General features: G+C 71.0%; 22 protein-coding genes and 1 pseudogene. 13 read left to right on the top strand and 10 right to left on the bottom strand.

Features of this window, described 5'->3' with window-relative positions:
* Nucleotides 1-20 precede the first annotated feature (20 nt).
* The 3 genes from ACGFQ9_RS14750 to ACGFQ9_RS14740 all read left to right on the top strand — a co-directional run bounded on the left by ACGFQ9_RS14750 (nucleotide 21) and on the right by ACGFQ9_RS14740 (nucleotide 1,462).
* Nucleotides 21-386 (top strand): RNHCP domain-containing protein, encoded by a 366-nt coding sequence (locus ACGFQ9_RS14750; protein ID WP_393574140.1) that lies wholly within the window; start codon nucleotides 21-23, stop codon nucleotides 384-386.
* Between the two features lie 26 nt (nucleotides 387-412).
* Nucleotides 413-838, top strand: a complete 426-nt coding sequence (locus ACGFQ9_RS14745) for an RNHCP domain-containing protein (protein ID WP_393574139.1) — start codon at nucleotides 413-415, stop codon at nucleotides 836-838.
* A gap of 102 nt (nucleotides 839-940) precedes the next feature.
* Nucleotides 941-1,462 carry a GNAT family N-acetyltransferase gene (locus ACGFQ9_RS14740; protein ID WP_393574138.1) on the top strand — a complete coding sequence of 174 codons (522 nt, stop codon included), beginning with the start codon at nucleotides 941-943 and terminating at the stop codon, nucleotides 1,460-1,462.
* A gap of 347 nt (nucleotides 1,463-1,809) precedes the next feature.
* Here the strand turns inward: ACGFQ9_RS14740 and ACGFQ9_RS14735 are convergent, their stop codons facing one another.
* A complete protein-coding gene (locus tag ACGFQ9_RS14735; protein WP_393574137.1) occupies nucleotides 1,810-2,949 on the bottom strand; it encodes a helix-turn-helix domain-containing protein in 1,140 nt (379 codons plus the stop codon).
* Between the two features lie 86 nt (nucleotides 2,950-3,035).
* Here ACGFQ9_RS14735 and ACGFQ9_RS14730 point away from each other — a divergent pair, with 86 nt between their 5' ends.
* Both ACGFQ9_RS14730 and ACGFQ9_RS14725 read left to right on the top strand, forming a co-directional pair.
* Nucleotides 3,036-4,091, top strand: a complete 1,056-nt coding sequence (locus ACGFQ9_RS14730) for a ferredoxin reductase (protein WP_393574136.1) — start codon at nucleotides 3,036-3,038, stop codon at nucleotides 4,089-4,091.
* A gap of 7 nt (nucleotides 4,092-4,098) precedes the next feature.
* Nucleotides 4,099-5,217, top strand: a complete 1,119-nt coding sequence (locus ACGFQ9_RS14725; RefSeq protein ID WP_393574135.1) for a fatty acid desaturase family protein — start codon at nucleotides 4,099-4,101, stop codon at nucleotides 5,215-5,217.
* Between the two features lie 781 nt (nucleotides 5,218-5,998).
* Here ACGFQ9_RS14725 and ACGFQ9_RS14720 read toward each other — a convergent pair.
* The 6 genes and pseudogenes from ACGFQ9_RS14720 to ACGFQ9_RS14695 all read right to left on the bottom strand — a co-directional run bounded on the left by ACGFQ9_RS14720 (nucleotide 5,999) and on the right by ACGFQ9_RS14695 (nucleotide 9,655).
* A complete protein-coding gene (locus ACGFQ9_RS14720; RefSeq protein ID WP_393574134.1) occupies nucleotides 5,999-6,736 on the bottom strand; it encodes an HAD family hydrolase in 738 nt (245 codons plus the stop codon).
* Between the two features lie 321 nt (nucleotides 6,737-7,057).
* Nucleotides 7,058-7,381, bottom strand: coding sequence for a plasmid stabilization protein (locus tag ACGFQ9_RS14715; RefSeq protein WP_393574133.1), 324 nt, complete (start codon nucleotides 7,379-7,381; stop codon nucleotides 7,058-7,060).
* 398 nt (nucleotides 7,382-7,779) lie between these two features.
* Nucleotides 7,780-7,968 carry a hypothetical protein gene (locus ACGFQ9_RS14710; protein ID WP_393574132.1) on the bottom strand — a complete coding sequence of 63 codons (189 nt, stop codon included), beginning with the start codon at nucleotides 7,966-7,968 and terminating at the stop codon, nucleotides 7,780-7,782.
* A gap of 260 nt (nucleotides 7,969-8,228) precedes the next feature.
* Nucleotides 8,229-8,358, bottom strand: a pseudogene (locus ACGFQ9_RS14705) (polyphosphate kinase 2); the annotation flags it as partial.
* A gap of 33 nt (nucleotides 8,359-8,391) precedes the next feature.
* Nucleotides 8,392-8,895, bottom strand: coding sequence for a DUF6328 family protein (locus ACGFQ9_RS14700; RefSeq protein WP_393574131.1), 504 nt, complete (start codon nucleotides 8,893-8,895; stop codon nucleotides 8,392-8,394).
* Nucleotides 8,896-8,965: 70 nt separating this feature from the next.
* Complete coding sequence (locus ACGFQ9_RS14695) at nucleotides 8,966-9,655, bottom strand: hypothetical protein (RefSeq protein ID WP_393574130.1); 690 nt, start codon at nucleotides 9,653-9,655, stop codon at nucleotides 8,966-8,968.
* 444 nt (nucleotides 9,656-10,099) lie between these two features.
* Here ACGFQ9_RS14695 and ACGFQ9_RS14690 point away from each other — a divergent pair, with 444 nt between their 5' ends.
* The 8 genes from ACGFQ9_RS14690 (at nucleotide 10,100) to ACGFQ9_RS14655 (ending at nucleotide 16,666) form a co-directional block, all read left to right on the top strand.
* Nucleotides 10,100-10,366: a DUF4235 domain-containing protein gene (locus ACGFQ9_RS14690; RefSeq protein ID WP_393574129.1), complete on the top strand. Its 267-nt coding sequence runs from the start codon at nucleotides 10,100-10,102 to the stop codon at nucleotides 10,364-10,366.
* A gap of 299 nt (nucleotides 10,367-10,665) precedes the next feature.
* Nucleotides 10,666-11,058, top strand: a complete 393-nt coding sequence (locus ACGFQ9_RS14685; RefSeq protein WP_393574128.1) for a hypothetical protein — start codon at nucleotides 10,666-10,668, stop codon at nucleotides 11,056-11,058.
* A 304-nt stretch (nucleotides 11,059-11,362) separates the two neighbouring features.
* A complete protein-coding gene (locus ACGFQ9_RS14680; protein ID WP_393574127.1) occupies nucleotides 11,363-11,812 on the top strand; it encodes an SRPBCC family protein in 450 nt (149 codons plus the stop codon).
* Between the two features lie 355 nt (nucleotides 11,813-12,167).
* Nucleotides 12,168-13,445, top strand: coding sequence for an AAA family ATPase (locus tag ACGFQ9_RS14675; RefSeq protein WP_393574126.1), 1,278 nt, complete (start codon nucleotides 12,168-12,170; stop codon nucleotides 13,443-13,445).
* Nucleotides 13,442-14,503, top strand: a complete 1,062-nt coding sequence (locus tag ACGFQ9_RS14670) for a tetratricopeptide repeat protein (RefSeq protein WP_393574125.1) — start codon at nucleotides 13,442-13,444, stop codon at nucleotides 14,501-14,503. Before ACGFQ9_RS14675 ends, ACGFQ9_RS14670 begins: the two co-directional genes overlap by 4 nt.
* Complete coding sequence (locus ACGFQ9_RS14665; RefSeq protein ID WP_393574124.1) at nucleotides 14,503-15,579, top strand: tetratricopeptide repeat protein; 1,077 nt, start codon at nucleotides 14,503-14,505, stop codon at nucleotides 15,577-15,579. The genes ACGFQ9_RS14670 and ACGFQ9_RS14665 overlap by 1 nt, the downstream gene beginning before the upstream one ends.
* 154 nt (nucleotides 15,580-15,733) lie before the next feature.
* Nucleotides 15,734-16,090 carry a carboxymuconolactone decarboxylase gene (locus ACGFQ9_RS14660; protein ID WP_393574123.1) on the top strand — a complete coding sequence of 119 codons (357 nt, stop codon included), beginning with the start codon at nucleotides 15,734-15,736 and terminating at the stop codon, nucleotides 16,088-16,090.
* 168 nt (nucleotides 16,091-16,258) lie between these two features.
* A complete protein-coding gene (locus tag ACGFQ9_RS14655; protein ID WP_393574122.1) occupies nucleotides 16,259-16,666 on the top strand; it encodes an FKBP-type peptidyl-prolyl cis-trans isomerase in 408 nt (135 codons plus the stop codon).
* A gap of 83 nt (nucleotides 16,667-16,749) precedes the next feature.
* On the opposite strand, the gene ACGFQ9_RS14650 is transcribed toward ACGFQ9_RS14655, so the two are convergent.
* The 3 genes from ACGFQ9_RS14650 to ACGFQ9_RS14640 form a co-directional block, all read right to left on the bottom strand.
* Nucleotides 16,750-19,233, bottom strand: a complete 2,484-nt coding sequence (locus ACGFQ9_RS14650; RefSeq protein WP_393574121.1) for a SpoIIE family protein phosphatase — start codon at nucleotides 19,231-19,233, stop codon at nucleotides 16,750-16,752.
* Nucleotides 19,234-19,312: 79 nt separating this feature from the next.
* Nucleotides 19,313-20,296 carry an MASE1 domain-containing protein gene (locus tag ACGFQ9_RS14645; RefSeq protein WP_393574120.1) on the bottom strand — a complete coding sequence of 328 codons (984 nt, stop codon included), beginning with the start codon at nucleotides 20,294-20,296 and terminating at the stop codon, nucleotides 19,313-19,315.
* Nucleotides 20,297-20,350: 54 nt separating this feature from the next.
* Nucleotides 20,351-21,181 carry a PP2C family protein-serine/threonine phosphatase gene (locus tag ACGFQ9_RS14640; RefSeq protein ID WP_393574119.1) on the bottom strand — a complete coding sequence of 277 codons (831 nt, stop codon included), beginning with the start codon at nucleotides 21,179-21,181 and terminating at the stop codon, nucleotides 20,351-20,353.
* Nucleotides 21,182-21,269: the final 88 nt, after the last annotated feature.

The raw sequence follows: 21,269 nt of genomic DNA, 5'->3' as shown, positions 1-21,269 counted from the left end.
TTCCAGCAAGGAGCACCCGGGTGTCCAGCCACACCTCCAACAACACTCTCAGCCTCAGCACCTTCGCCTGCGCGTGGTGCGGGCTGACCGTGTCCGCGTACGCCGCCGACGGCGCGCCGCGCAACCACTGTCCGTCCTGCCTGCACTCCCGCCATGTCCTCGACCACGTCGAGGGCGGTCCGAGCGACTGCGAGGGCCGGATGTCCCCGATCGCCATCGCCGTGCTCCGCACCGGTGACTGGATGGTGATCCACCGCTGCGTGCGCTGCGACGAGCTCACCTCGAACCCGGTGTGCGCGGATGACAACCAGCTGATCCTGATGCGCATGGCGGTCCGCCCGCTGGCCCAACCGCCTTTCCCGCTCGAAGCGTTCGGAACCCTCTGACCGCCCGGAAGGAAAGGACCACCACTGTGTCACGCAACAACAACAGCGGTCGCGGGCAGCGGCGGCGCCGTCCGCAGCGGCACAAGGACGTCCTGCACGCGCAGGGCGGGCACCGGGCCAACGACTTCCGGTGCGCTTCCTGCCGACTCGACGTCTCCCTGGACGCACCGGGCACCGCGCACCGCAACCACTGCCCGAACTGTCTGGCGAGCCTGCACGTCGACCGGAAGATACCGGGCGACCGGGACGCGGACTGCCGGGGCCGGATGGAGGCCCTGGGCATGTCCGTCCGCACCGACGGCGAGTGGATGATCATCCACCAGTGCGTCTCCTGCGGCGAGCTCAGCGCCAACCGGATCGCCGGTGACGACAACCCGCTCGCCCTGGTCCGCCTCGCCCTCAGACCCCTGGCCGACCCCAAGCACGCCGGCCGCGCCCTGCTCACCCTGTGACCCGGCCGCGCCGACTGTGGGCGGGGCCCGCCCGCAGCCGCGCCCCGCCCACGGCACCCCCAACGACAACATTCACTTACCCAGAAACGGAACACCCCTGCAATGAAGATCAGGACCGAGACCCCGCACGACACCTCCCGCGTACGCGAGGTGATCACCGCCGCCTTCGGCTCCCCCGAGGACGCCGACCTCGTAGACGCCCTGCGCACCGACGCGTGCTGGATCCCCGAGCTCTCCCTCGTCGCCGAGGACGAGACCGGAACCGTCATCGCGCACATCCTGTTCACCCGCGCCGGCATCGGCGGCACCCCCGGCCTCACCCTCGCCCCGGTCTCCGTCGACCCCGCCCACCAGGGCACCGGCATCGGCAGCGCCCTCATCCGGGCCGGCCTCGATGCCGCCCGCGCCCTGGGTGAACACACCGTCACCGTCCTCGGACACCCCGCCTACTACCCGCGGTTCAGCTTCGAACGCGCCGACGCCCACGGGGTCACCTGCACCCTCAGCGCCGGCCCCGACGAGGCCAAGATGGTCCTCTCCCTCGACGGCCGACCCATCCCGGCCGGCGACATGACCTTCGGCAAGCCCATGGCCGACGCCATCAGCGCCTACCAGCCGGAGTAACCGAAGGAGCGAAGCCCCAGGTCGCCGACCTGGGGCTTCGCATGCTCCGCTCCAGGACCGCCCGGACCAAGATCCGGACCATTTCCGGACCAGCCCGCACCAAGGAGCCTCACCAGCCACCGTTTCAGCTGGTCAGCAGGGGTGCAGCCGCTGTACCACCAGCAGACCAAGAACGTCCTGACGAGCTACTCCCCCAAGAAGCTCGGCTTCTTTTAGGGCCTGAAAGACAGCGCCTGACCTGGGCTTTCGCCCGTCGGGCGACGTCGGCGCGACCCGCTCGACACGGGTGTCAACTCTTTCTGTTCCTCCCGGTCCATCCAGCCCCTCTCCCACGGTCGAGGTACGCGTCAGCTGACCCGAAGACCGACCGCCAGCGTCAGCTCGAGGACCCGGTGTGGCGATGCGAGATCCGGAAACAGCTCCCGCAGCTGCGACATCCGGTACCGGACGGTCTGGGGATGGACGAACAACGCCGCCGCCACCTCGTCCCGCCTGCCCTGGTGGAGCAGCCACGCCCGCAACGTCTCCTCCAGCCGCCGTGCGGTCGCGACGGGCAAGGTCCGCAACGGTGCGAGGGCTCGGGCCCGCAGGTCTGCGAACGCGTCCGCGTCGGCGCTCAGTACCAGCTCGGGCAGGTGGTCCTCGGTGTCGCGGATATCGGAGGAGAGGGAGCGCGCGCGTGCGGCTCGCGCGTACGAGGCGGACGCACGAGTCCATGGCCGGGCCGGGCCGACCACGGCAGTGCGGTCGGTCAGCTGCCGCAGGAGATGTGGCCGGTCCGCATCGGGGACGAGCAGCACGCCGAAGGCCTCCGGCAGATCGTCGAGGACGAGGGTGCCCGGGTCGAGGGCGCGGTAGGCGGGCCGGGCCTGGGCGGCGGGCAGCAGGACGGCGGTCAGCGAGACCGGGGGCTGCCACCCGGCCCGTTGCGCGGAGGCCAGCAGCACGTCGGGGCTCGCGCCGGCGAGGAGGTCGCGGGCCAGGTGTTCCAGGTGCCGCTCGTGGTCCCGGCCCCGGGCGGCCAGCTCGTCGGCGTGGCCCGCGGCGCTCGCGGCCGAGAGCCCGTCGATGTAGGCGAAGGTCAGCTCGGCGAACTTGGCGACCTCGGCGGCGGGCAGGCCTGCGGGGACGGCGCCCGCTGCCAGGCATCGCCAGGCCACGCGGGCGCCGACGCGGTAGGCGCTGAGCAGGGCATCCATCGAACGCCCGTCGCGCACCTCGCCGCGGCCCAGCTCGTAGGCCGCGTCACCGGCGTCGCCGCCTGTGGCGTTCCCGCTCGCGAGGTCCAGGTAGTTCCCCAGGGCGGTGCGGACGGCTCGGCGGATGGTGACGCCCATGCGGCCCGAAAGGGCGTTGGCGTAGGGAGGGACCTCGTCGATGATCGCCTGGACGACCTCGTCGGCGGTGGTCTTCAGCGCGGCCCGAAGTGCGGTGACCGTTGTCTCATCCAGGGCCGGTTCGGTGACCCTCCGGATCGGATGGCTCATGTTTTATTCCCTGCGAACAATTCAGCCGGCCAGATTTACGTCCTGCGGTCAGGACTTTACGCCCTGAGGCGTATCAAGCTGGGGTCATGACGAGTGCAGCCCTCCGCAGTAGGGCGTGGAAACTGCTGGAGATGATCACGACGCCGCTGCTGCCGTCGGACTACCTCGACCTGGTCAGCCCGCTGCGTGCGGGCGCCGACCTGCGTGGGCGCATCGAGGCCGTGCACCCCGAGACGGGTGACGCCGCGACCATCGTGATCAGGCCGGGAAGGGGCTGGCGTGGTCACACGGCCGGTCAGTACGTGCGGATCGGGGTCGACGTCGACGGGCGGCGCCTGTGGCGCGCCTACTCCATCACCTCGCCGACGGACCGCAAGGACGGCCGCGTCACGATCACCGTGAAGGCGATTCCGGACGGCAAGGTCAGCAACCACCTGGTCCGCAGGGCGAAACCGGGCACTCTGGTCCAGCTCGACCAGCCGACCGGTGACTTCGTACTGCCGGAGGCCAAGCCCGCCAAGGTGCTCTACCTGACGGCCGGCAGCGGCATCACGCCCGTGATGGGCATGCTGCGTGACATCGAGTTCGACGACGTCGTCATGGTCCACTGCGCGCCGCGGCCGCAGGACGTGATCTTCCGCAACGAACTGCACGACCTGGCCGCGGACGAGAAGCTGCGGCTCACCGAGGTGCACACCGACACCGACGGCGTGCTCGACATCGCCCGTCTCGGCGAACTGGTACCCGACTGGGCCGAGCGCGAGACCTGGGCCTGCGGGCCCGCGGGCCTGCTCGACGCCGCCGAAGAGTTCTGGAGCGGACACGGCGTCGAAGAGCGCCTGCACACCGAACGCTTCCGCCCCGGCACCGTCGTCGCCGGTGACGGCGGCGAGGTCACGTTCAGCGCCACCGGCAAGACCGTCGACGCGGACGGCGCCACGCCGTTGCTGGACGTCGGCGAGGAGGCCGGCGTGCTCATGCCCTCCGGTTGCCGCATGGGCATCTGCTTCGGCTGCGTCACGCCGCTCAAGGCGGGCGCCGTCCGCGACCTGCGCACCGGCGAGATCACCGAGGCCGAACCGGGCGTCCTCATCCAGACCTGCGTGTCCGCCGCCGCGGGCCCCTGCGACATCGAACGGTAGGAGCACCTTGACCGCCATCGACCCCACCGCCCACCTGACCGCGGAGCAGATCGAGGAGCTCGGCCGCGAGCTGGACGCGATCCGCGACGAGGTGATCGCCAGCCGGGGCGAGAAAGACGCCGCCTACATCCGGAAGGTCATCTCGGCGCAGCGCAAGCTCGAGCTGGCCAGCAGGGGCGTGCTGCTGTTCTCGTTCTTCCCGCCCGCTTGGCTGATCGGCACCGCCGGGCTGTCCGTCGCGAAGATCATGGACAACATGGAGATCGGCCACAACGTCCTGCACGGCCAGTGGGACTGGATGCGGGACCCGAAGATCCATTCCACCACCTGGGAGTGGGACCACGTCTCGCCGTCCGATCAGTGGCGGCACTCGCACAACGAGCTGCACCACACGTACACCAACGTGATCGGCAAGGACAACGACCTCGGCTACGGCATCATGCGCGTCGACGAGGACCAGAAGTGGCACCCGTTCCACCTCGGCCAGCCGCTGTGGAACTTCATCAACGCCTGCTTCTTCGAGTACGGCATCGCAGCGTACGATCTGGAGCTCGGCAAGAACCTGCACAAGCGCCGCCGCAAGGACCCGGAGTTCCGCGCGCGGGCCAAGGCCGTCGGCCGCAAGATCCGCAAGCAGGTGCTCAAGGACTACGTGATCCACCCGCTGCTGTCGGGCCCGTCTTTCCTCACCACGCTCGCCGCCACGTTCACCGCGAACCTGGTCCGCAACATCTGGTCCCACTCGGTGATCATGTGCGGGCACTTCCCCGAGGGCGTGCAGGTCTTCGAGCGCCGGTCGATCAAGGGCGAGACGCGCGGCCAGTGGTACCTGCGCCAGATGATGGGCTCGGCGAACATCACCGGCAGCAGGGCCATGCATTTCATGACCGGCAACCTGTCGCACCAGATCGAGCACCACCTGTTCCCGGACCTGCCGAGCAACCGGTACGCCGAGGTCGCGGTGAAGGTGCGCGCGCTGTTCGAGAAGTACGAGCTGGAGTACGTCACCGGGCCGCTGCCCAAGCAGGTGTTCTCCGCGTGGCGCAAGGTCTTCCGGCTCTCGCTGCCGAACAAGAAGCCCAAGGTCGATGCGCCGGACCGCGAGCAGGAGCTCGTCGCTGCCTGATTTCCCGGTACCGGTTCAGATCTTCCGGCCGTACCGGCGGCACCGCCGGGTTCGGTGAGATGCCCTTCCAATAGCCCTCGATCGCGTGGTCACGAAGAACCCCTTCGCGGGATGGATCCCTGACATCCCGAGGGGACACGGAGGCACGAGGGGGTAGCAGAGAAGGACGGCTGCGACCCGCACCGGCGACATCGGGCGAACCACCCGCCGTCCTGCCGAAGCAACGGCAGGTCCGGCGCCCCACGGACGAGGGCGACCCCACGTGCCGGGTCCGGCCGCCGGCCACGCCGGACCACGAGACCGCGCCGCTCCCCTACATCCCGGCACCCCGCTGCCGATCGCACCCACGGCTTGCCGCTCCTGCCCGATCACTGCCGCCCGGGCCGGAACGTACCAAGATCCGGACCAGTTCCGGGCCAGCCCCTGTCAGAAGGTCGGGCATCGGCCGCCCGCCAACTGCGGTCCCCTGCCGGCGTGCGGCAGAACGAGATCACGCTCGGCCACGGCCGACAAGGAGCGGCGGGACCCCGGCCTCCTGAGCGGTTCTCGACGGCGGAGCTTGTCGCCGCGACGGCACGGCACGCGTCCTGGACAGAGCGATCTCCGCCGCAAGGAGTGGCCGCGCCGCTGATCACCATCGGAGGCTGCCCCGGCGAAAGACCAGGTCAAACGGCCAAGCCGTGCTCCTCTGGGACCGTGCACCCGTACGCCACGGGGCAGGGCGGCACTTCCGATGAGGTCCCGTGCCCCCTACCGCGGAGCAGAAGCCGCCGCGCGGGCCCTATGCGGGGATCCTGGCGAACGGGCTGGTGCCGAGTGCGTGAAGGAGTTCGGCCGGGTCCTCGTGGACCGCATCCGCTCCTGCAGCCTGGAGGTCGGCCGCAGGGATACCTCCGCAGAGCAAGCCCACACACCAGTTCACCGACGCCCGGCGGCCGGCCTCCATGTCCCAGACGCTGTCTCCGACGAAAACAGCCCTGCCCGGTAGCGCTCCGGCCAATTCCAGGGCTCGGCACACGGGTTCCGGATGTGGCTTGCCGTGTTCGACGTCGTCGGCGCTGGTGGTCGCGTGGAGGGCATCGTCGGCGTCGATGGCCCGGCGCAGTGCCGACAGTTCCTCGCCGGAGGCCGAGGTGACCAGGACGATGCGCCAGCCATCGGAGGCGAGCGCGTGCAGCAGGTCCCCCGCGCGGGGGATCGCCGTGATGCGCTCGAAGTAGGTGGCATACAGCACGTCGTGGGCGGTGCTGATGGCGTCCTTTTCCTCCTGGTCGTGGCCCGGGCCGAGGAGGCGTACGAGGAGGTCAGGCCCGGGCAGGCCGAGGGCTTGGTGTACGGCGTGCATGGTGATGTCATGTCCGGCCTGCCGGAACGCCTCCCACCAGGAGACAACGTGCAGGTGGTTGGTGTCGGTGAGGGTGCCGTCGACGTCGAAGAGCGCCGCGCGCACAGCGTATGCCGCCGGCCCGTGGGCCGCCTGCTCTGCCGCGGGCGTCGCCCCGCATTCGACATGTTCCATGGTCGGCGCCTACCCGCCGACGCGTCCTCGAACCCGCTCCCGGTTCAGGTGTACGTAGGCAGGGCAGGTCCGCGTTTGACGCGGAAGGACGACAAGCTCCAGTTGCGGGAGCTCCCCGACGGCGTCCGGCAGGAGTACGCCCCTCGCTTCGACGAGCCCGTGCCCTCTTCAACCGCTGCTGAGCACCTGAAACGGTGGGCCCTGCGCGGACGCGAACCATCGGGTCCGCGCCGGGCGTTGTTCTGAGACACGTCAGGAAGGAAGGTCGGGGTGGGGTGGGCAGCCGGCCGTCGCGACGGATCCCTGACGGGGCGGGTGGGGTCAGTGGCCCAGCGCCCGCTTGAGTTCCGCCTTGTCCATCTTCGAGCGGCCCTCGATGTTGCGCTGCTTGGCCTCGTTGTAGAGCTGTTCCTTGGTGGGGCCCTGGGAGCCGCTGTGCGAGCGTTGGCCGCCGCGCTTGGAGGAGGACATGTCCTGCAGGGACGACCGGCTGGCGGTCTTCGACTCCCCGGCCCGGGCACGTTCCTTGTTGACGGTGCGGGCGGCGATCTCCTTCGCCCGCTCGGGGGATTCACCGCGCTGTTCGGCGGATTCCTTGATGTGCTCGTACTGGCGTTCCCGCTTGGGGGATGAGCCTCTGGGCATGTCGGGTCTCCTTGCCTGTTGGTCTTGTCGTCTCGCCGGTGCTGTCGATCCGCGCCACCGGCGGCCGACTGTGCCAGGGGTGGGGTGTCGACTCCGGCAACGTGCCGGAGCCCTCCGAGGAATGCTCCGACCGCGTCCGCGGCCGAACGTGAGGGAACCCGGCCGAATTCCACGCGGGCCCGGCCTGCGTCGAGCAGCGGGAGGCGCAGGACGGCGTCCAGCAGGCCGGCGGAGAGATCGGCCCCGCACCCTGTTTCGCCCGGCGCCTTCCCCGACCGGCAGCGGAGAAACAGGAACGGCGCCCGTCCGCAGCGGTCAGGACGGCGCAGTCGCCCGGACCGGGCCCATCGAGGGCGCGAGCAGGAGCTGCCACTGGCCCCGGGTTGGGCAACGCCGGTTCAGTCGGGCGGCTCCTGTGGCGTGGGGTGTTCGGTCGGCTGCGGAGCCGGGCGATCCCGGTCGGGGGGCTGCTCCTCCTCGTCCTCGTCCGGGGCGCCCGGTTCGCGGGGTAGGGGTTCGGGCCCGGACGGGACGGGCTCGGGGGCCTCCGGTTCCGGCCCAGTCGTGCATTCGATCATCGTGCTCATGTGGCTCACCATGGGGTTTGGTTTGGCTACCGCTGCGCCCTCGCTGGGCTGGCCGTGCGGGTCTGCGTTGTCTGGCCGATGATGAGCAGGATCACTCCGAGGGTGATCATGTTGACCTCACTGTTGCGAGTGTCTGCCCCTCCCGGCGTATGCCCCGCTCCGCCGGGTTCAGCCCTCGGCCGGCGGCTCGCTCCGACCTGGGTGAGGCCCTGGCCTGGTCGCGCGGACGCTGCAGTGGGACTGGGATCAGGCATCGTCGCGGGGTCGGGGTGCAGGCCAGGCCCCGGTGGTGGGCCGGCCGGCGGGGTGGGCGAGGGCTCGGGTGGGATCCTCACCGGCTTCCAGGAGGGTGTCGGCGACGCCGACGATGAGCGGATCGGGCCGGCCCACTTGAAATTGTCCGCGGCTGCCCGCGCAGCGGGATCATCCCTCCGTGGTGTAGCGGATCCGCGCCCACAGCGGCAGCACGAACCAGCACAGCAGGTACCAGGCCAGGACCCCGGCCACGATCCACGGCACGGCGGCGTCGTGCGTGGCGACCCGCAGGACCAGCAGGAGCGCGGTCGTGCACGTGGCGAGCAGCAGGATGAGGCCGGCGAAGGTGAGGCGGGAGGCCCAGGCCACGGCTTCTTGCTTGATCTTCCGGCCCGACACGACGCGGTGGAAGGCGACCGGCCCGATGAGCGCACCGGTCGCCAGGGAGCCGAGGACGACGGTGATGACGTAGATGGTCTCGTCGGCCTGGGGCAGGTCGTGGAAGAGCGGCGTGAAGACGACCGTCAGGAGGAAACCGAAGAGGATCTGCACGCCCGTCTGGGCGACGCGGATTTCCTGGATCAGCTCCTGCCACTGCCGGTCGGCGCGCTCGTTCCTCGTCTCGCCCCTGCTCTCCCCGGCTCCGGCCCGCTCCTCGGCGGGTTCCGGCATGGGTCTCCTTGAAATCGTGGGCGGCACGCGGCCACCGGCGCACGCGGGCGCCGGTGGCCGCGTGTGCGGGTCAGGTGTGCAGAAGACTGTTGGGGCCGTCCTGATCGCCTGCGCTGTCGTCGTTGAACCAGTAGTCACCGGCTGCCAGGTACCGGAAGGAGTGGCTGCCGGCCGGGGGGAGTTCGACGGTGACGGCGCGCTTTCCGTCCTTGCGGAGCTTGAGGGTGTGAACGCCGGGCTGCCAGTCGTTGAAGTCACCGACCACGCTGACCGGGCCGGGCGGTGTGTCTCCGGGAAGGATGAAGGTGACCTCGATCCGGTCCTTCTTCAGCGTGCGCTCCAGCACGGGCAGGCTCCTCGCGGCAGGCAACGAAAGGGACTCGGCCATGGTCAGTGCCCGCGCAGGCTCGTGCACCCCGGCGCCGCCGCACGTGGTCTCAAGGTCACCCGACTGCCGCGGATCGTGACGCAGAGCGAGGAGGCCGGCCCGCTCGATCCGGAGCGCCCTGGGCCCTGTGAACCGGGCGCGGCCCCCCGTACACGGTAGTGAAGTCCTGGTCCTTGCGGCCCTTGCGGCGTGAGTTCCGGTCTGGCGGACCGTGTGGGCGACCTTGGCGGTGTAGGCGAGCATCTTGCTCGGGATGCATCCGGCGTTGAGGCAGGTTCCGCCGAACCAGCGCCCCTCGACGACGGCCACGTCCACGTCCACGTCGGCGAACAAGTCGTCGACGACCGCGTTGCCGGATCCGGCACCGATCACGACAGGATCGTGATGACGCATGGGCAGTCCTACGCCGACGGGCCGTCAGGGCCGGAGGGGGATCCCGGGGGCGGCCGTCTGGTGCGGCGCAGGACGCCCCACCAGACGGCCGCAACGACAAGAAGGGCGACCGCGATGCCTGGGGCCCGGTCCGTCATGTGATGTCCGCCTTCCGGAGAGTGCCCCCGTGGGAAGTTCTCCGGCTGTCAGCGGCGTCTGCCCCGCCCGGGCGGGCGAAACGGACCCGCGCCTCCCCGTCGGCAGCGTGTTTTGCCGGGCCCGGCAGGGGCAGGCGCCAGATACAGCGGGAGGAAGCGCGCCCCCGCTCCGCAGGCGATCCGGCTGGGCGGGAAGGGGGCGGCCGGCGCTCGGCCGCGCGAGCAGAGCGGCACACCGACCACGAAGGCGGGTGCGTGACGCGCCCGTCCCGCTTGAGGAGGCAGCGTGAACAAGGCCAAGATCATGTATAGGCCGTTGGGGCTGGCGATGGGGACGCTCGGCGGACTGGTGGCCGGGCTCCTGTTCAAACAGCTGTGGCAGATCATCGGCGGGGACAACGACGCACCGGACGCGCTCGACGAATCCCGTAGCTGGCGCGAGGTGCTCCCGGCAGCCGCCCTGCAAGGTGCCGTGTTCGCGGTGGTGAAGGCCGCTGTCGACCGGGGCGGGGCCGTCGGCGTGCGCCGGCTGACAGGCACTTGGCCCGCGTAAAGGGTGTTTCGGAAGGCCGGTCGCGGCCGGCCGGGCCGACGTGACGGCCAGGTGCGTGCGACGTCGAGGACGTCCTGCGCGTTCACCGAAACCCGCCAGATGCGGTGAGGCCGATCTTCAGGTCACGCACGGGGTGGTGCACACCCCAATGCCTGCGCATCCGGCACGGTTCCGCTCGATGGCGCGCCGGACAGGTCGTACGGACTGCGCGGTTGGGTGACGTGACGCGGGGTAGGCGCGCCGGTGGCACCGCAGGCTCGCCTCCGACGGGCTCTGCCTCATCGAAGGGAGTGATCTCAATGCGTACCGCAGCGGCCAGGGTGATGGGCATGGCCACTCTCGGCTATGGGGTCGCGGTCGCCTGCCGTCCCGGGTTGCTGGCCCGCCCCTGCGGTCTGCCTGAGCATGGCTCTTCCGCTCTGCTGATCCGGGCTCTGGGGTTCCGGGACGCGGTCATCGGCGCCGTGATGGTGGCGGTTCACGACGGCGCGGGGTTGCGTACGGTGACGCTCGGCCGGGTGGCTGTGGACGCTGGGGACGCCCTGTTCTTCGGCACCCTCCTGGCCGGCCGCACCGAGCGGGCCAAGGCGGCCTCGGCCGCGCTGGCGTGGGCGGCACTGTGCGGCTGGACCCTGACCGACGGCGATCGGCAGGCCGCACCGCTCGTGGGAACGCTGCTCGACATCCGGTAGGCCAGGTCCTCCACGCGCGCCTTTGGTTGGTTCGCGGCCTTCCTGAAGCTCCTGGCCGGTAACGGTGGCTCCATTCGGGACGTGACTGGCTTTCAGCGCCGGCGCCGGGCCCTGCACCACAGGACGCGGAGAGGGCGAGTGGGGCGGGCCGTGTGGCTCAACAAGACGGCTCCTTCGGTGTGTGCCGCGCGCGGGTCGGGGCAGGCGCGCCTGTACAGGGCACCGATGGAGTGCCCCGCCCGGAAACCGCTCATGACCGAGCACCGGGTCCGGGCCCGCAATCAGACACCCCAGGAGGCTGAACGTGTCGCAGGTCAAGGAATCCATCGAGGTCAACGTCCCGGTCCGTGCCGCGTACGACCAGTGGACGCAGTTCGAGTCGTTCCCGCAGTTCATGGACGGCGTCGAGCGGATCGAGCAGCGCACCGACACGCTCACCCACTGGGTGACGAAGATCGCCGGCGTGCAACGCGAGTTCGACGCGGAGATCACCGAGCAGATCCCCGACACCAAGGTCGCCTGGGTCTCCGTCGGCGGCGAGACCGAACAGTCGGGCCTGGTGACCTTCGTACCCATCGACCCGTCCCATACCCAGGTCACCCTGATGATGGACTTCGACCCGGAAGGGATGGCGGAGAACATCGGCGACAAGCTCGGCTTCGTCGACCGGCAGGTCAAGGGAGACCTGAAGCGCTTCAAGCACTTCATCGAAGACCGCGGATCCGCCACCGGCGGGTGGCGCGGACAGGTCTGACACCACGCCGGCGGGGCTGTACGCACCCGCGCCGGCCGGGCACACAGCCTGACGGTCATCGCCGCCCCGGGGAACTGCGGAAGCGGCCTACCCTCACGAGGGCGGCAAGCGTCCAGCACCGGCCTCTGCTGCCCGGCCGGTCCCGCCGGCGTGGTCCCGGCCTGCTCAACAGCACGCTCGCGAGAGTCAGCTGAACAGCAGGACGAGCGCCTTCGCCGCCGAACCGGCCATGGTGCCGACCACGGTCGCCGCTGGTGGCCGGCCGGACGCCGCCGGGCCAACGCGTCCCCCGCGCCTCTCGATCCCGGCCGCACCCGGTGCACGAGAGCCGCGGGGCGCTTTCTAGGCTGACCCCATGTCCGACGAGTCACCTCTCATCCGCAGCCTGCGGGCCGCTGTCGCCGCCGCTCCCGAAGACGTGCCGCTGCGGCTGCACTTCACCGAACTGCTCCTCGCGGAGGGGAGGCACGACGAGGCCGTCACGCAGGCCGCGGTCGCGCTGCAGCACGCGCCCGGCGACGAAGCCGTACGGGCCCTGATGGCCCGCGCCATGCAACTGCCCACGGCCGGCGCCCAACCCCCTGTCTTCGACTGCACCGCCGCCGAACAGGAAGTCGCCGGCGTCGTCGGCCCCCGGTTCGCCGCCGATCCCACCGGCCCCGCCGATCCCGCCGATCCCGCCGACGCGGGCTACGCCACCGCGGCCCCCCTGACCGCGGACGGCAGCGGCGACCCGGCCGACGCGGCCGCGTGGGACATCGACGCCCCCGGCGACGTACGCCTCGCCGACGTCGGCGGCATGCAGCAGGTCAAGGACCGGCTCGAAGCCGCCTTCCTCGCCCCCATGCGCAACCCCGAACTCCGCAAGCTGTACGGCAAGTCGCTGCGCGGCGGCCTGCTCCTCTACGGCCCGCCCGGCTGCGGCAAGACGTTCATCGCGCGGGCCGTCGCCGGCGAACTCGGTGCCGGCTTCATGTCGGTCTCGCTCTCCGACATCCTCGACATGTACATCGGCACCTCGGAGAAGAACGTCCACGACATCTTCGAGGCCGCCCGCCGCCAGGCGCCCTGCGTGGTCTTCCTCGACGAGCTGGACGCGCTCGGTGCCAAGCGCTCGCGTACGCACCACAGCGGTCTGCGCAATGTCGTCAACCAGCTCCTCACCGAGCTCGACGGCATCAACTCCGTACGGAACGAAGGCGTCTTCGTGCTCGCCGCGACCAACGTCCCCTGGGACGTGGACCTCGCCCTGCGCCGCCCCGGCCGCCTGGACCGCACCCTGCTCGTGCTGCCGCCCGACGCCCAGGCCCGGGAGGCGATCCTCCGCTACCACCTGCGCGAGCGCCCCATCGAGTCCGTCGATCTCGGCAGGATCGTCAAGGTCACCGAGGACTTCTCCGGCGCCGATCTCGCCCATGTCTGCGAGAGCGCGGCCGAGTACGCGCTCCTGGACTCCGCCCGATCCGGCACCGTCCGCATGATCGGCACCAAGGACCTCCTGAACGCGGCCAAGCAGATCAAGCCGTCCAGCGAATCCTGGTTCGCCTCGGCCCGCAACGTCGCCATGTTCGCCAACGACGGCGGCGTGTACGACGACCTGGTCGCCCACCTGAAGAAGAAGCGCAAGCTGTGAGTGGAACGTCCCTGCACCCACGGGTCGAACAGGCCCTCGTCCTCTACGACATGGATCGGCACGAGGAGGCCCTCGCCCTCCTCGACCGGCGTCTCGCCGAGGCACCCGACGACCACACTGCGTGGACCACACGCGCGCGCTGTCTCACCGCCGACGGCCGCAACGAGGAGGGGCTCGACGCCGCCGACCAGGCGCTGAAGCTCGAACCCGAGCTCGCCGACGGACACTTCATGCGCGGATTCGCCCTGCGCAGGATGAGGCGGCTGCCCGAGGCCGAGCAGTCGCAGCGCGAGGCCATCCGCCTCGCGCCGGAGCGCTGGGGCCCGCGTGCCCAGCGCGCCGAGATGCTGATCTTCGTGGGTACGAAGGAGGAGGCACTCCAGGAGGCCCAGGAGGCCGTACGGCTCGGCCCCGACGTCGTCGACACGTGGCACACCATGTACAAGGTGGCCGCGTTCAACAGCCGTTCCGACCTGGTGCAGGAGTCCGTGCGGCAGCTCCTGCGCATCGACCCGACCGACCAGCTCGCCGTCAGCGAGGTCACCGGGCGCGAGGCCCGCAAGCCCGGCACGTCCGCCGCCCGGGCCGCCGACCTCTACGCTGGCGCACTCGCCGTCGCCCCCCACTCCGAGTCGCTCCGCTCCGACCTCGACAGGGCCGTCTACCGGATGCTGCGCGGCACCCGGTGGCTGGCCCTGCTCTGCCTGGTCCTGGCCGCCGTCACCGTCGACGTCTTCCCCACCGGGGGCGAGGCGAAGGAGCTGCCCGTCCATCTCGGCAGTCGGCTGTGGGCGCTGACCCTGATGGCCGTGGTGTGGGGCTTCGGCGCCTGGCGCCGCTACCGGCGGCTGCGGACCGGGGCACAGCTCACCGTGTTCGCGCTCGTGCGCCGCTCGTACTGGCCCAGGGTCGTGCTCGGCCAGGCCACCTGGGCCACCCTGTGCGCGCTGCTGCTCGTGGCCCTTCCGTGGAGCGAGCGCACGGTTCCTCAGGTCCTGTTCTGGCTGGCGCTCGTACCGAACCTGCTCAGCATCACCCATGACCGGGACAAGGTCTGATGGGCCGGGCCCTGCAACAGGCCGACGCCCTCTTCGACCTGGGGCGCTACGAGCGGGCCGCCGCACTCGCCACCGAGCACCTCGCCGGCGACCCCGACGACGCCACCGCACTCGTGCTGCTCGCCCGCTGCCGGCACCGTCTCGGCGACGAACAGCAGGCGCTCAGCTCCGTCGAACAGGCCCTGCGGGTCGCACCCGAGTCGGTGAGCGCCTGGCTGCTGCACACCCACGTCCTGCTCGCCCTGAAGGAGTACGGGCGGGCCGAGACCTCCGCCCGGCGCGCCGTCGGACTCGCCCCGCAGTTCTGGGCGAGCCACTACACCCTCGGCATCGTCCTCGACCGCGCCGGCCGCGGGAAGCGCAAGCGGGCCGCAGCCGCCTACGAATCGGCCCGCACGGCCGTCGCCCTCGCCCCCGAGGAGAGCGACGCGCACATGCTCGTCGGCCTGACCGCCCAGCACACCCGCAAATACCGCGTCGCCCAGGAGGCCTACGAGACGGCGCTGCGCCTCGACCCGGACAGCAGCGCGGCCCACAACAACCTCGCGCTGCTCCATCTGCACCGCAGCCTGCTCCGTCCCGGCTCGTGGACCCGGGCCGCCGAGGGCTTCGTCCAGTCCGCCGCCCTCGATCTGGACGACCGCCACGCCCGCCACAACCTGGAGACCATGGCCTTCGGAACGGTCTCAGGCTCCCGCTGGGTGGCCCTCACCGGAATCATCGCGGTGTCGTTGGGCTCCGCCCACCTGCGTGCGGGCGCCGCCGGCACCGACGCCCTCGTCACCTACCTGATGTGCGCGGCCGTGCTCGTCGGCAGCTGGGGAGGCTGGCTGCTGTGGCAGACCCGGCGGGTCCCGCCCCACCTGCGCCGCCCCCTCCTGCTGGTGTCGCGCGGCTGCCGGCAGGTCCTCGGGATGTCGTCCGCCATCGCACTGCTCATCGTCCACTCCTCCCTGGCACTGGTGCTGTGGCACAGCGCCCTGTTCAGCGCACTCGCGATTCCGCTGTTCTTCTTCGCGATCGTCACGTCCGTGGCCGGCCGTACCGCCCTCCAGCAGCGCGCGCCGAAGCCGTAGGCCGGCCGCAGCCCGGCTCACGCTCACGCTCACAGCTCAACGGGCGTAGGCCGTACGGGGCGCCTACGCTGATACGGCAACCCGTCGGCCCACCCAGTCCGGCGATCGGGGGTGGCACGTCCGGCTCAGTTCAGCACCGAAAGGCGGTTCCGACATGGCCACCAGGTCTGACGCCCCAGTTCTCGACACGCTCGCCGCGATGACCGTCGACTCCATCGAGCACTGCGGCATGGACGAGAAGACACTCATCACCACCCGCATCGCCGCCCTCGTCGCCATGGACGCGCCGGCGATCTCCTACCTGGCTCACATCAACCCCGCCGTCAAGGCGGACTTCACCGTCGAGCAGCTGCAGGACGTGCTCGTCGCGATCGCCCCTGTCGTGGGCACAGCACGCGTCATGTCCGCCGCGGGCCACATCGCCCAGGCATTCGGCGTCGCCATAGCCATGGCAGATGCCGAAGCCGAAGCCATCGCCAACGCCGAAGCCGAGAGCCGCAAGATGTCCTGACCCGCCGGGCATGCACTGCCCTCACCCTGGCCCCCGGCCGGCTTCGCCGGCCGGGGGCCAGGACGGCGTTCTCGGTAGTGTGACCCTCTGCTGCAAGGAGCGTCCATGCGTCCGGCCGGTCCGTGCGGAGACGTGCGAGGACGTGCGACGGAGAGTGATGGAGCTGCGATGAGTGGACCGACGAAGCCCGAGGTCGTCGTTCCGGAGGGTGACGCTCCTGCCGAGCTGACCATCCGGGACCTGGTCGTCGGGGACGGGGCCGAGGTGAAGCCGGGCATGGTGGTCAGGGTCCACTACGTGGGGGTGACCTTCGAGTCCGGGAAGGAGTTCGACGCCTCCTGGGACCGGGGCGAGCCGTTCAAGTTCGCCCTGGGCAGCGGCAGGGTCATCAAGGGCTGGGACCGGGGGGTGAGGGGGATGAGGGTCGGCGGCCGGCGCGAGATCATCGTTCCCCCGCGCCTCGGCTACGGCAACCAGTCGCCCTCACCGCTGATCCCGCCCGGCTCGACCCTCGTCTTCGTGGTGGACCTGCTCGACTCGTATTCCGGCACAGCCGGGTGGAGCAACACCCGGTGACCCCGGCCGCTCCTCCCTTGTTGCCGTCGCCTGCGGGCGACGGCGACCTCTTGTGACGGGGCCGGCGGGCCCCGCCCTCTGCGTCAGCCGTTCGCACGGCGCCAGGGGATCTCCGCCCACACCTGCTTGCCGCCGCTGAGCGGCACCGAGCCCCAGGCCATCGTCGTCGCCTCGACGATGAACAGCCCTCGACCGCCGGTCGACTCCCAGCTCACCGACACCGGTTTGACGGGGCTGCGCGGCGACGCGTCGTTCACGGCGATCCGCAGCCGGTCCGCCGAGAGGGTCAGATCCATCCCCACCTCGCCCTGCGTGTGCGCGATGGCGTTGGTGACCAGCTCGGACACGACCAGCAGAGCTACGTCGACTTCCTCCACCAGCCCCCACGACCGCAGGGTGCGCGCGGTGAAGCGGCGCGCGTGCATGACCGCGTCGGGCAGCCGCCACACCGTCCAGTGGCTCCGCACCGGCCGGTCCCGTGTGCCGTCGTAGCGCAGCAACAGCAACGCGACATCGTCATCGCGACGGCCCACAGCGACGACCAGCTCGTCGGCCACCCCTCCCACATCGACCGGGTCGGCCGCGGCGAGCACATCGCGCACCCGCCGCATGCCCACCTCCAGAGGCAGCCCGGCGGACTCGACCAAGCCGTCCGTCAGCAGGACGAGCAGGGTTCCGGGGACCAGCCCCACCTCGGTCATGGGGAACTCGGCTTCCGCGAGCACTCCCAGTGGAGGCCCGCCCTCGACCGCCATCTCCTCGGTGACGCCGTCGGGATGGCGCAGTATCGGCTGCAGATGGCCCGCCCGTACGACCTTGGCGATGCCCTCCTCCATGTCCAGGTCCACGTACCCGCAGGTGGCGAAGAGATCGGTCTCCATTCCGACGAGCAGCCGGTTGGCCCGCGCGACGACCACATCGGCCGGGTGGCCCTCCACCGCGTAGGCCCTGACCGCCGTACGGATCTGGCCCATGATGGTGGCCGCTCCCGCGCTGTGCCCCTGGACGTCCCCGATGACGAACGCCACATGACCGCCGCTGAGCGGAATGACGTCGTACCAGTCACCGCCGACCTCGAGTCCCGCCGTCGCGGGGAGGTAGCGGGCGACGGCGACCCCGCCCGGCAGCTCCGGGAGCTTACGGGGCAGCAGGCTGCGCTGGAGCATGGTGGCGAGTTCGTGGCCGGCGTCCAGTGCGTGGGCGCGCACCAGCGCCTGCCCCACCAAGCCCGCGGTCGCGGTCAGCAGCGACCGCTCCTCCGGTCCAAACCGGTGCTCCTCGTCCCACCCCACCAGACAGGCCCCTACCATCCTCCCCTCGGCGGGCAGCGGCAGCACCGCGAGACCCCCGGGTCCGACGCCCAGCAGGCCGCGCTCGAGAGCCGCGCCCGGCGGCCACAGACTCATGTGCCCCTCACGCAGCGCGCGCTGCAGAGTGGGCAGGTCGCCGAGCGACACGTCGGGCCACTCGGACCGCCATTCCGAGCGCCAGACCTCGGGCCAGGCGTCGGGCTCCGGCGGGTCGAGGGCGGTGACGATGAGCCGCTCCGGCTCCAGGTCACCGACCGCGACCCGGGAGGCGCCGAGGGGCTCGCGCAGGGCGGAGACGACCAGCCGGCTGACCTCCCGGATGGTCGCCGCTCCCGCCAGCGTGGCCGACAGCCGCTGCACGAGGGAGACCTCGTCGGCGCTGGGCCGCAGATAGGCGGCATCGGCCACCACACCCAGGACGCGCCGCGGCGTGCCGTCGGAGTCCACCTCCACCCGGCAACGCAGCCCCAGCCAGCGCAGCTCACCGTTCGGGCGGCGGATGCGGAACGCCAGCTGCTGTCCGTCGGCGGCCAGCCGGTCCGGCTCCACGATCGCCATGAGTGCGGGCATGTCGTCGGGGACGGCACAGGCGAGCAGGGTCTCCACCTGCCCGTCGAACTGCTCGGGAGGCAGACCGAGCAGTTCCAGCACGTGCGCGTGCGCCTCCATGCGGCCGGTGCTCAGTTCCAGGATGAACGCGCCGCCCTGGTGCGGCACCAGGGACTGGCCCAGGTGCACCTGCTGGGCTCTGCGTCCGGCGGAGCGAGCGGCGACCGATTCGAGTCCGGCGGCCACCTGGTCGGCGTAGAGCTCCAGAAGGCTGCGGTCGTCGGCGCTGAAGCCTCCCTCGACCTCCCCGGCCACGATCAGGCACCCGAGCTCCTGGTCTCCGTGTCCCAGTGGCAGAGCGCCCAGCGAGATCCTGGCCGGCGAGTTGGGGGCACCGTCCCGGACCCCGGTGGGGACGTGGTGGGGGTCATCCTCGATGAACGTGGCGAGTTCCTTGGGAGCCAGCCACAGCGGGCGGCCGGAGCGAAAGGCATTGGCGGCGGGCGAATGGCCGGCCACGGCGAGGACCGCGGGCAGTCCGTAGAGGACGCCGCGATTTCCGGTCAGCTCGGCCAGATGGAGTTCCCTGCCCTGGTCGGCGACCACATAGACAGCGGCTAGCTCAGCGCCGCAGAACGCAAAGCCACGACTGGTCACCGTCTGTACCGCCTCCTCCCGGGGACGTCCCGCCCACCGTCCTCTCTCCATGCTGTCGCTCCCGGGACGGTCCGGGCGAGCGGAACGCGGGCCGGGGGCCGGTGGCCGCCGGAAGTGCCCCACCGGGGTGTCAGGGCGGGGGATGTTCCTCGGGCGGGTACTCGTACGACCCGGGCCGTGGCTCCATCCGGGCCACCATCTCCGCGAGCCGCCCGCAGGCCCGTTTGACCTCCTCGTACGTTCTGTCGCGTTCGGTGATGACGGCCGCGAGAAGGAGGGCCGTCAGCGCCGTCGTGCCGTTGAAGGCCTGGAGCGTGACCATGTTGGCGAAGACGTCCTCGCCGACGAAAGGGCCCCTGTCGCCGGCGGCGGCCAGGATCGCGAGCGTCGACACCGCGAGCGCGCACGGCGCTGCGCCGGGCAGCCGGAAGCGGAAGGCCGCCCAGATCAGGAACGGCGAGACGAGGAAGAGCAGGTTCGAGTCGGGCGTGCGCGTCACCAGGAGCGTGATGGAGACCGTGCCGACCGCCAGCGCCACCGCCTCGAACCATCGGCCGGGCCCGGCCCGGGACGGCCACCGGGCCTTGCGCAGGACGAGCAGGAAGGGTGTGACGACGAGGATTCCCATCGCGTCACCGGTCCACCACACCGACCAGGTCGGCCAGAACTCGCTCGCGTCCAGGGCTCCGGAGAGGACCAGTACGCCGCTGCCGATGGACGAACTGATCAGCATCCCGAGGAGCGCGCCGAGGAAGACCAGCGCCAGGACGTCCCGCAGGCGGTCCAGCTCGTTTCTGAACCCGGCTCTGCGCAGCATAAGGCAGGCGCAGACCGGCGCCAGGGTATTGCCCGCGGTGATGGCCAGTACGGCGATCAGCGACGGCCCGAGGAACACATTGACGAGGAACGCGCCCAGTGCGATGCCCGGCCAGACGCGCAGCCCCAGCACGAGCAGCCCGGCCAGCGCGACACCGGTCGGCGGCCACAAGGGCGTGACCTGGTCACGGACCAGCTGGAGGAGAAGGCCTACCTGTGCGGCCCCGTAGTAGACGGCGGCGACGGCGAGGATGCGCAGCGCGGTGGACCCGAGACGACCCGTTCCTGCGCTGCCCACGACAGCAGTCTGCGCTCGGATCCCGCCACCGGCGACCCCAGCCCCACCCGCCGGTCAGGCCGGCTCCTGCGGGCCGTCGTAGCGGACGACGAGGACCGCGGCATCGTCGCGGTGTCCCGTCAGGTCGGCCACCTTGACGACGGCGGAGGCCAGCACGTCTGGATCGGCGTCGAACCCCGCGCGCGCCAGTTTGGCCACCTCGGCCAGACCGGACTCCATCGGGTAGTGCGGGCCCTCCACCACTCCGTCCGTGAGCAGCACGAGGACCCCTGCCTCGGTCAGCCGCCGGTGGGTCACCGGATACCGCTGGCCCGCCACGATGCCGAGCGGCGGCCCGCCGCGGTCGAGTGCTATGCCACATCGGCCTCCGGCCGTGGCCCAGACCATCGGGACATGACCGGCCCTGGAGTCCGTCAGCTCGCGACTGACCGGGTCGAAACGGAGGAAACAGCACGTCGCGAACAGGCCACACCCCATGGCGATCAGCAGATCGTTGGCGCGGCCCAGCACCTCGCGGGTGTCGCTCGTCGTCTGTGCGAGGGCGCGCAGGCTGGTACGCACCTGCCCCATGAAGGCGGTGGCCTCCACGTCATGGCCCTGTACGTCGCCGACCGTGAGCCCCAGTGACCCGTCGTGCATGACGAAGGCGTCGTACCAGTCGCCGCCCACGTCCAGACCACCTCGTGAGGGCGCGTACCGGGCGGCCATGTGCAGCCCGGGCAGCTTCGGCAGCCCGGGCGGGAGCATGTGGCGCTGCAGAGCCACGGCCAGCTCGACCCGGGCCCGCTGGTACTCGACCCGTTCCAGGGCCTGATCGACGAGCTGTCCGAGTGCGACCAGAAGTTCTTGGACATTGTCGGACGGCTCAGGACGGTGTCCGCGCATCACCGCTCCCGGCTCTCCCACCGGCTTCTCACCTCACCCTAGCCGCCGCTGCCGCACGCCTCCACACGCAGCCGCCGCCCGGCTGAAG

The organism is Streptomyces sp. NPDC048603, assembly GCF_043199475.1.
GTDB lineage: Bacteria > Actinomycetota > Actinomycetes > Streptomycetales > Streptomycetaceae > Streptomyces.
The sequence above is the reverse complement of the archived record's forward strand: the minus strand, read 5'-3'. Positions and strand labels throughout refer to the sequence as shown.